The following is a 7,636-nucleotide window of genomic DNA, read 5'->3' as shown; positions in this document are numbered from 1 at the left end:
CGCGACCGGTGTCGGCGCCGCGGCCCGCCAGAAGGTGCTCCAGCAGCACAAGGAGAACGTCGACAACCCGCAGACCGGCTTCATCCGGTACGCGGTGTTCCCGCAGACGGTCATCCCGAACATCGAGTGCCGCAAGGCCATCATCTACGCGGCCGACTCCAAGTCCCTGCAGACCGCCCGTGGCGGCCCGCAGGCCGGTGGCGACATCGCCCCGAACATGCTCCCGCCGGCCATCAAGGGTTCCGACCCGACGGCCGACCCGTACGGCAAGCTCTCCGGCGCCCCCGACCTGGCCAAGGCCAAGGAGGCGCTGAAGAAGTGCGGCAAGCCGAACGGCTTCAAGACGACGATCGCGGTCCGCAACAACAAGAAGATCGAGATCGCCACCGCCGAGTCGCTGCAGAACTCGCTGAAGGCCGTCGGCATCGACGCCCAGATCGACGCCTTCGACGGCGCCCAGACCGCCGGCATCATCGGTTCGCCGAAGGTGGTCAAGGAGAAGGGCTACGGCATCATCATCCAGGGCTGGGGCGCCGACTTCCCGACCGGCCAGGGCTATCTGCAGCCGCTCGTGGACGGCCGCTTCATCCTGCAGAGCGGTAACTACAACTTCTCCGAGCTGAACGACCCGAACGTCAACGGCCTGTTCGACAAGGCGTTGAAGGAGACCGACCCGGACAAGGCCGGCGAGATCTACAAGCAGATCAACACGAAGGTGTCGGAGGACGCGCTCTACCTGCCCTTCACCTATGAGAAGAACATCATCTGGCGCAGCTCGCGACTGACGAACGTCTACACGGCCGGCGCCTACAGCGGACAGTACGACTACGCGTCGCTCGGCGTCGTGAAGTAGCCGTAGCCGGCCCCTTCCAGTACGTCGGCCGGGGGGGACCGATCACCAGCCGAGCTCGAACGAGGAAGGCCCAGGTCAGTGACCTGGGCCCGCCTCATCGCTCTGTCGTTTCGAAGCCGGCCGGCTTCACCGCGGCGCTGTCACCGGGACGCCCACCACGTCGACGGCGCCGCCGCGACGTACCCCAGCGACTCGTACAGCGGCCTGCCCAGCTTCGAAGAGGTGAGCGTGAGCGGGAGGTCCGCCAGGTGGGCGAGGGAGCCGAGCATGACGGCACGGCCCACCCCGCGCGACCGGAAGGCCGGCGACGTGCCGACCCAGTAGTGGCTGCCGACGCCGTCGTCCACGACGCTGACGGCGGCTCCGGCCGGGACGCCGTCGCGCGTGGCGACGAACACGTCCACGCCGGGCTGCTCGATCAGCGCCGCCGGGAACAGCTCGCCGGGACGGTAGGGCTCGAATCCGGCCAGTTCGAAGCCCTCGATCACGATCCGCTCGGCCGCCTGGAGCTCCTCGGCGCGCCGTACCCGGAACACGTCCGGGTCCGGCACCGGTTCGCCGACGGGCCCCGGCGGGCGCAGCATGACCGGCATCTGCCAGTTGCGCAGGCCCAGGTGGCTCAGGTCGGTCGAGCTGAACGGATCCTCGGCGTTCACCGGACCTGCGGCCCGGCGTACCAGCTCGCCGATCTCGGCCAGTTCGCCCGGGTCGAGGTCCGGCTCCTGGATCAGGATCCGCAGGCCGGCGCGGGCGTCGCCGTCGACCGCGACGAATCCGCGACGCCGGATGACCTCGTGCCCCCGGCAGCGGCCGGTCGCGGTCCAGAAGGCGGCGGAGTTACGGGCCTGACGTGTCGGCGCCTCGGCCAGGGTGACGGACATGGGCGGGTCGGCCTGTGTGGATCGTGTTGTCATTGCGCCTACGGTACTGCGCAACTGCCCCACTGCGCGGGCCAATTCCGTGCGGGCCGACTGGGCCACCTGTGCGACCGGGCGAGCCGGCAGCGCCAGGGCGGCGCCCCGTGCCTTCGTCGGTGTCCTACGGTTCCGTCCCTCTTCACCCCCGCCCCGGACGCACCTGCCCGCCGGCCGGCACGGTGAGGGCCTCGGGGCGGCCCTGCTGCGGGACCGGCTTGTCGGTAGTGTGACAATGCGTACGCGTTTCCGGCGGATAGTGATGAGGGTGCGATGAGTGAGCCGACGAAGCCCGAGGTCGACGCTCCGAAGGGTGACGCACCCGCCGAGCTGACCATCCGGGATCTGGTCGTCGGGGACGGGGTCGAGGTCAAGGCGGGCATGGTGGTCAGGGTCCACTATGTCGGGGTGACCTTCGAGACCGGGAAGGAGTTCGACGCGTCCTGGGACCGGGGCGAGCCGTTCAAGTTCGCCCTGGGCGGTGGCAGGGTCATCAAGGGCATGGACCGGGGCGTGAGAGGGATGAAGGTCGGCGGCCGGCGCGAGATCATCGTTCCCCCGCGTCTCGGCTACGGCAAGCAGTCGCCCTCACCGTTGATCCCGGCGGGCTCGACCCTGGTCTTCGTGGTGGACCTGCTCGACTCGTACTCCGGCGCCGCCGGTTGGAGCAAGCCCTGACACCCCCCTCCTGACTTCGGCGGCTTCGAGCACCACGCCCCCGCACCGCACGAAAGGCCGCCCTCTCAGGTCTCCTCGTACTCGTCGTGTCGGCGCAGCCAGTGGGTCTCCTCGCCCTCCTCGTGACGGCCCAGCGGGGTGCGGTCGAGGAGGCCGTAGTAGGCCATGGCGGGCTCCAGGCCGCGGGCGCTGGTGACGTACGTCCGGTAGACCGTGTCCTGCGACCGTGCGTAGCAACTCAGCCCGGGGCCCTCGGTGACGTAGCCGAGCGCGTCCGTGCCGCACGCCTCGGCCATCTGGCGCACGGTCGCGGGAATCCCGCCCTGGAGGAACGGCCTCAGCTCCTCCTCCGTGTGCTGGAAGCCGAGGTCGCGGTGGAAGTCGCCGCCGCCCGCAGAGACCCAGTCGAAGTGCCAGCCCATCCGTTCCCGGTAGGCGAGGAGCTTCTCGACCGGCGCACGCGAGGAGCAGATCAGGGTCACGTCGCGAGCCTTGAGGTGAACCGCGTTGGGATCGAGGGTGTCCGCTATCGAGGAGCACACCGGGCATCCGGCCGCGTAGGGCGGGCCGAACATGAAGTGGTAGACGAGCAGCTGTGAGCGCCCCGCGAAGAGGTCCGCGAGCGACCTGGTCCCGCTCTCGGTCTCGAAGCGGTAGTCCTTCTCGACCCGTACCCAGGGGAGGTCCCTCCGCTTGCGCGCGAGCTCGTCACCGCGCCGCGTGAGCTCCTTCTCCTGCGCCAGGAGCTCCTCTCGGGCTGCCTCGAACTCCTCCTGCGTGCCGACCTTGTGCTCGTGCATCGCCTGTCCCTCCTGTGCGGGAGGAAGCGCCCCGTCGCGCCGGGCGGGCTCCTGGGTTGTGGGACGGAGGTGCCGGTGGTGCGGCCGAGTCTGCTGCCGGCGAGTCCGAACGTCTCGCTCTTCGGTCCGGACCCCGGGAGCTTCTCCTCCTTCAAGGCTAGAGGCAGCCCGTGCTTGTGCCACGTGGCAGCGGGAGCCGGCGGGGGCCTCAGTGCGAGGGTTTCGTCACGTTCCGTGTCGACCCCGGGGCTGCGGGAGCCCTGGGCGGCCGAACGGGGCCCTCGCTCACCTGGAAGCCGGCCGGGTGACGCCTGCCGTTCACCTTCCCGCCATCCCGCCTCCGGAACATCAGTGATCATCTGAGCGACATCCAGCTACACCCAAGGAGGATCACGGTGCGTTTCCGGCGTTCGGGACGGTCCGGCCGATGGAGAGGGGCCATCGCGGTGGCGCTGGGCGGCGCGCTGCTCGCCGGCTGCGCGGGCGGCTCCGACGGAGCGGACGAGCCGCCGTCGACGGAGGCCGCGCCGCACGTCGAATGCGCCCCGTCCGGACAGGTGAGCGGGTCGGGTTCGTCAGCCCAGCAGAACGCGATGGAGCGCTGGATCCGGCAGTACCAGCTCGCCTGCAAGAACGTCCAGGTCGCCTACAACCCGCTCGGTTCGGGGGCGGGCGTCGCCCAGTTCCAGCGCGGCGCGACCACGTTCGGGGGCACGGACCAGGCGCTGAGCCCGGAGGACGTGGAATCCACCAAGGACGTGTGCCCCGGAGGTCGCGCCATCGACCTGCCCATGGCCGGCGGCCCGGTCGCCATCGGCTACAACCTGGCCGGAGTCAGCGATCTCGTCCTCGACGCGCCGACCCTCGCCCGGATCTTCGACGGGCGGATCACCCGGTGGAACGACCCGTCGATCCAGCGCCTCAACCCCGGTACGACGCTGCCGGACATCGACGTGATCCCGCTGCACCGCGCGGACGACTCCGGTACCACGCAGAACTTCAACGCCTACCTCCGGGGCGCGGCACGGAAGTCCTGGCCGTACCCGGCCGACAAGAAGTGGCAGGCCCAGGGCGGCCAGTCGGCCAGCGGTTCGGACGGTGTCTCCCGTGCGGTGACGCAGTCCGATGGCGCGATCGGCTACTTCGAGCTGTCCTTCGCCGTGGAACGGAAGATCGCGACGGTCCGCATCGCCACCGGCGCCGCCGAACCGGTCCCGCCGACCCCCCGGAGCGCGTCGCTGGGCATCGCGCAGGCCGAGATCACGGGCGAAGGCAAGGACCTCACGCTGAAACTCGACTACCGGACCAGGGCCGAGGGCGCGTACCCGATCGTGCTCGTGACGTACGAGATCGTCTGCGACACCGGCAACCAGCCCGACGGGCTGCCCGCGCTCAAGTCCTTCCTCACGTACACCGCGAGCGAGGAGGGCCAGGCCGAGCTGGACGCGTACCACTACGCGCCGCTGCCCACGTCCGTGGCGACCGAGGTCCGCAAGGTCGTCAGCACGCTGTCCTGACCCACCTCGTCCGCCTAGCACGCGCTTCGCCCCTCTGCTCGGGTGACCGGGGCCGGCCGCGAGGCGGCGGTCAGCGCGTTCGCGGCGCGGAGAGCCGGCGGCGCAGTTCGCTGGGGGTGTGGCCGGTCCAGCGGGTGACGGCGCGATGGAGGGTCCGGGAGTCGGCGCAGCCGTTTCGGTGCTCTGTTCGGCGTTCCGGCGCAGCAGGGCCGACAGGCCCGGTCGGGCGTAGGCTCCCGGATCAGCGGCTCGCGTACGGCAGGAGGGCCATCTCCCGGGCGTTCTTGACGGCGGTGGCGAGGGCGCGCTGCTGCTGGGCCGTCACGCGGGTGACGCGGCGGCTGCGGATCTTCCCCCGGTCGGAGACGAACTTCCGCAGCAGGTCGGTGTCCTTGTAGTCGATGTACGTGATGCCGGCCGCGTCGAGCGGGTTGGGGCGTGACTTCACGGGCTTGCGGGTGTCGGGGCGTCGGGCCATGAGGCGGCTCCTTCGAGTGAGCGTTTCGGTGGGGTCGTACGAGGTCAGGCGGCGTCGAGCAGTGCGTCGAACGCGGCGGGCAGGTGCTTCCACGCCTCGCGCCCCGCCCGGTATTCGGCGTCCGTCAGGAGACAGGAGTCGAGGAGCCGTTCGAGCCCGTCGCGGTCGAGGCCGGGTGAGGTGAAGACGAGGTGCTGGCAGCGGTCGCCGTGCTCGGGGTGCCAGTCGAGCGCGGCGGCGGCGCGGCGCATCGGCGGGACCATCGCCCAGGCGGCGTCGGGCAGCGACGCCAGCCAGGGGCCGGCGCTCTCCACGCACAGCGCGCCGCCGGCCGCGTCCCAGGCGAGCAGGGTGTCCGGGCGGTCGGCGAGCCAGAACCGCCCGCGGCTGCGGGCCGCCGCACAGCACAGATCCTCAAGTGCCGCGTACAGCCGCTCGGGGTGGAACGGCCGGTGCCGGTGCCAGACGTAGGTGGCCACACCGGCCTCGTCGGCGTCCTGGGGCAGCAGCGCGCACGCCGGGTGCTGGGCGGCCGCCGCGGCCTCGACGTCGAAGCCGGCGAACGCGGCTTCGGCGAGTTCCCCGGAACCGGCCGGCACGCGCCGCGCGGTGGGATGGAGCTGCGCGAGGAGGACGTGGTCCTCGTCGTCGGCCGCGTCGTTGTCGACGACGGCGAGGACGGGGGCGTACTCCAGCTGGCGGGCGAAGGTGTCGCCGACGGTCCGCTGGTCGGTGGGGGCGGCGGCGAGGCCGGCCTCGGCGAGGTCGTCGCCGTTGCCGAGGCAGGGCAGGACGAGCGCGGGGTCCACGGCGGTGATCACGTTCGTCAGGGCCAGGTGGTCACCGCCGTGCCGGACGATGACCTCCGCCATGGCCCTCGGTTCGACCGAGTCCCACAGCTCGACCACGGCGAGCCGGGTCGGACCGTTGTGCGCCAGCCGTTCCAGCTCCGGGACCAGGTCCTCGCGCAGCGCGCAGCACGCACAGTCGTTGACCAGGGGCGTCTCGCCGGAGGAGACGGTTCCGGTGGCGTCGCGTACGAGACGCAGCACCGTACCGTCGGGCGCGCCGGCGAGGTCGTGGTGCAGCGCCACGCTCCCCGGGACGGTGCACAGGAGCCGCTCGACGACCTCCTTGCGGGCGTCGGCGTGCAGTCCGGCGACGATCACGACGGGCAGACGGTGTCCCCGGTCCATCAACGCGCTCCGTAGCGGCGCTGGAACTTCTCGACGCGGCCGGCGGTGTCGAGGACGCGCGCCGTGCCCGTGTGGAAGGGGTGGCTCGCGGAGGAGATCTCCACGTCCACGACCGGGTAGGTGTTGCCGTCCTCCCACTCGACGGTCTTGTCGCTGGTCATGGTCGACCGGGTGAGGAACGCGGTGCCGGAGGCGGAGTCGCGGAAGACGACGGGTTCGTAGGCGGGGTGGATTCCGGGCTTCATGGCAGGACCTTTCGACGCTCGGGGGTCAGGAGTGGGGCGAGGTGGTCAGCGCTCTTCGCGGAAGTCGACGTGGCGGCCGGCCACGGGGTCGTACTTCCGCAGCACCAGTCGGTCGGGGTCGTTGCGCCGGTTCTTGCGCGTCACATAGGTGAAGCCGGTGCCCGCCGTGGAGCGGAGCTTGATGACGGGACGGATCTCGTTGCGTGCCATGCCGAGCAGTATATGGGAACGATTTTCATTTCCAAATAGGCTACCGTGAGCATCACACCCAGCCAGCGAGAAAGGTGGCGGCAGCCATGTCGGCCCACTGCCAACTGACCGGCGCCAAGCCGGGCTTCGGCAACGCGATCTCCCACTCCCACCGGCGCACCTCACGCCGTTTCGACCCGAACATCCAGCGCAAGCGCTACTGGCTGCCCAGCGAGGGCCGGCACGTCCGGCTCACCCTGAGCGCCAAGGCCGTCAAGACGGTGGACGTGATCGGCGTCGAGGCGGCCGTGGCACGCATCCGCGCGCGGGGAGGGAAGGTCTGATGGCGAAGCGGAGCAAGATCGCGAAGAACGAGAAGCGCAAGGAGATCGTCGGGCGGTACGCCGCCCGGCGGGCCGAACTCAAGGAGATCATCCGCCGCCCGTCCTCCACGCCGGCCGAACGGGACGCCGCCCTGGCGGAGTTGCGGCGCCAACCGCGCGACGCCAGCGCCACGCGCGTACGCAACCGCGACGGCGTGGACGGCCGCCCGCGCGGCTATCTGCGCAAGTTCGGCCTCTCGCGCGTGCGGGCGCGACAGCAGGCACACGCCGGGTTCCTGCCGGGCGTGACCAAGTCGTCCTGGTAGACGGGAAGTCGACAGCCGTGCGATCGCCGCCGGCGCCACGGCCAAGACCACACCAAGGCCCCGCCGGCGGCGGACGTGAGGAGGCGGGTCACCGCGCGCGTGCGCGGTGACTGTGCG

The 7,636-nt window shown here is 71.0% G+C and carries 11 protein-coding genes; 5 read left to right on the top strand and 6 right to left on the bottom strand.

Annotation, left to right across the window (positions count from 1 at the left end; all coding sequences use genetic code 11):
- On the top strand, positions 1–853 hold an 853-nt coding region (locus tag ACWEJX_RS02100), incomplete at its 5' end, for an ABC transporter substrate-binding protein (RefSeq protein ID WP_451605636.1).
- Between the two features lie 140 nt (positions 854–993).
- On the opposite strand, the gene ACWEJX_RS02095 is transcribed toward ACWEJX_RS02100, so the two are convergent.
- Positions 994–1,767, bottom strand: a complete 774-nt coding sequence (locus ACWEJX_RS02095; RefSeq protein ID WP_451605635.1) for a GNAT family N-acetyltransferase — start codon at positions 1,765–1,767, stop codon at positions 994–996.
- Positions 1,768–2,040: 273 nt separating this feature from the next.
- Here ACWEJX_RS02095 and ACWEJX_RS02090 point away from each other — a divergent pair, with 273 nt between their 5' ends.
- Positions 2,041–2,445 carry an FKBP-type peptidyl-prolyl cis-trans isomerase gene (locus ACWEJX_RS02090; protein WP_451605634.1) on the top strand — a complete coding sequence of 135 codons (405 nt, stop codon included), beginning with the start codon at positions 2,041–2,043 and terminating at the stop codon, positions 2,443–2,445.
- A 65-nt stretch (positions 2,446–2,510) separates the two neighbouring features.
- Here the strand turns inward: ACWEJX_RS02090 and ACWEJX_RS02085 are convergent, their stop codons facing one another.
- On the bottom strand, positions 2,511–3,245 hold the full coding sequence (locus tag ACWEJX_RS02085) for a DUF899 domain-containing protein (protein WP_451605633.1): 735 nt from the start codon (positions 3,243–3,245) through the stop codon (positions 2,511–2,513).
- 446 nt (positions 3,246–3,691) lie between these two features.
- Between ACWEJX_RS02085 and pstS the strand changes: the two genes are divergently transcribed.
- Complete coding sequence (pstS, locus tag ACWEJX_RS02080) at positions 3,692–4,762, top strand: phosphate ABC transporter substrate-binding protein PstS (RefSeq protein WP_451605632.1); 1,071 nt, start codon at positions 3,692–3,694, stop codon at positions 4,760–4,762.
- Between the two features lie 241 nt (positions 4,763–5,003).
- Here the strand turns inward: pstS and rpsR are convergent, their stop codons facing one another.
- Genes rpsR through rpmG form a run of 4 tightly spaced genes read right to left on the bottom strand, consistent with a single transcriptional unit; the run spans position 5,004 to position 6,891 of the window.
- Entirely contained in the window at positions 5,004–5,240 is a 237-nt protein-coding gene (gene rpsR / locus ACWEJX_RS02075; RefSeq protein ID WP_451605631.1) for a 30S ribosomal protein S18, read from the bottom strand.
- Between the two features lie 44 nt (positions 5,241–5,284).
- Complete coding sequence (locus tag ACWEJX_RS02070) at positions 5,285–6,436, bottom strand: CobW family GTP-binding protein (RefSeq protein ID WP_451605630.1); 1,152 nt, start codon at positions 6,434–6,436, stop codon at positions 5,285–5,287.
- Positions 6,436–6,681, bottom strand: coding sequence for a type B 50S ribosomal protein L31 (locus ACWEJX_RS02065; protein WP_451605629.1), 246 nt, complete (start codon positions 6,679–6,681; stop codon positions 6,436–6,438). Before ACWEJX_RS02065 ends, ACWEJX_RS02070 begins: the two co-directional genes overlap by 1 nt.
- A 45-nt stretch (positions 6,682–6,726) precedes the next feature.
- Positions 6,727–6,891, bottom strand: coding sequence for a 50S ribosomal protein L33 (gene rpmG / locus ACWEJX_RS02060; protein WP_123456582.1), 165 nt, complete (start codon positions 6,889–6,891; stop codon positions 6,727–6,729).
- A gap of 86 nt (positions 6,892–6,977) precedes the next feature.
- On the opposite strand from rpmG, the gene rpmB reads away from it, so the two are divergent.
- Both rpmB and rpsN read left to right on the top strand, forming a co-directional pair.
- Complete coding sequence (gene rpmB, locus ACWEJX_RS02055; protein WP_451605628.1) at positions 6,978–7,214, top strand: 50S ribosomal protein L28; 237 nt, start codon at positions 6,978–6,980, stop codon at positions 7,212–7,214.
- Positions 7,214–7,519 (top strand): 30S ribosomal protein S14, encoded by a 306-nt coding sequence (gene rpsN, locus ACWEJX_RS02050; RefSeq protein ID WP_451605627.1) that lies wholly within the window; start codon positions 7,214–7,216, stop codon positions 7,517–7,519. The genes rpmB and rpsN overlap by 1 nt, the downstream gene beginning before the upstream one ends.
- The last annotated feature ends 117 nt before the right edge of the window (positions 7,520–7,636 follow it).

This window comes from Streptomyces sp. NPDC004788, from assembly GCF_053601115.1.
The sequence above is the reverse complement of the archived record's forward strand: the minus strand, read 5'-3'. Positions and strand labels throughout refer to the sequence as shown.

Bases quoted from the DNA above. Each gene is read 5' to 3' on its own strand.
- ACWEJX_RS02095 (WP_451605635.1), bottom strand. From the start codon at position 1,767: ATGACAACACGATCCACACAGGCCGACCCGCCCATGTCCGTCACCCTG.
- ACWEJX_RS02090 (WP_451605634.1), top strand. From the start codon at position 2,041: ATGAGTGAGCCGACGAAGCCCGAGGTCGACGCTCCGAAGGGTGACGCA.
- ACWEJX_RS02070 (WP_451605630.1), bottom strand. From the start codon at position 6,436: ATGGACCGGGGACACCGTCTGCCCGTCGTGATCGTCGCCGGACTGCAC.
- rpsR (WP_451605631.1), bottom strand. From the start codon at position 5,240: ATGGCCCGACGCCCCGACACCCGCAAGCCCGTGAAGTCACGCCCCAAC.
- rpmB (WP_451605628.1), top strand. From the start codon at position 6,978: ATGTCGGCCCACTGCCAACTGACCGGCGCCAAGCCGGGCTTCGGCAAC.
- rpmG (WP_123456582.1), bottom strand. From the start codon at position 6,891: ATGGCACGCAACGAGATCCGTCCCGTCATCAAGCTCCGCTCCACGGCG.
- rpsN (WP_451605627.1), top strand. From the start codon at position 7,214: ATGGCGAAGCGGAGCAAGATCGCGAAGAACGAGAAGCGCAAGGAGATC.
- ACWEJX_RS02065 (WP_451605629.1), bottom strand. From the start codon at position 6,681: ATGAAGCCCGGAATCCACCCCGCCTACGAACCCGTCGTCTTCCGCGAC.
- ACWEJX_RS02085 (WP_451605633.1), bottom strand. From the start codon at position 3,245: ATGCACGAGCACAAGGTCGGCACGCAGGAGGAGTTCGAGGCAGCCCGA.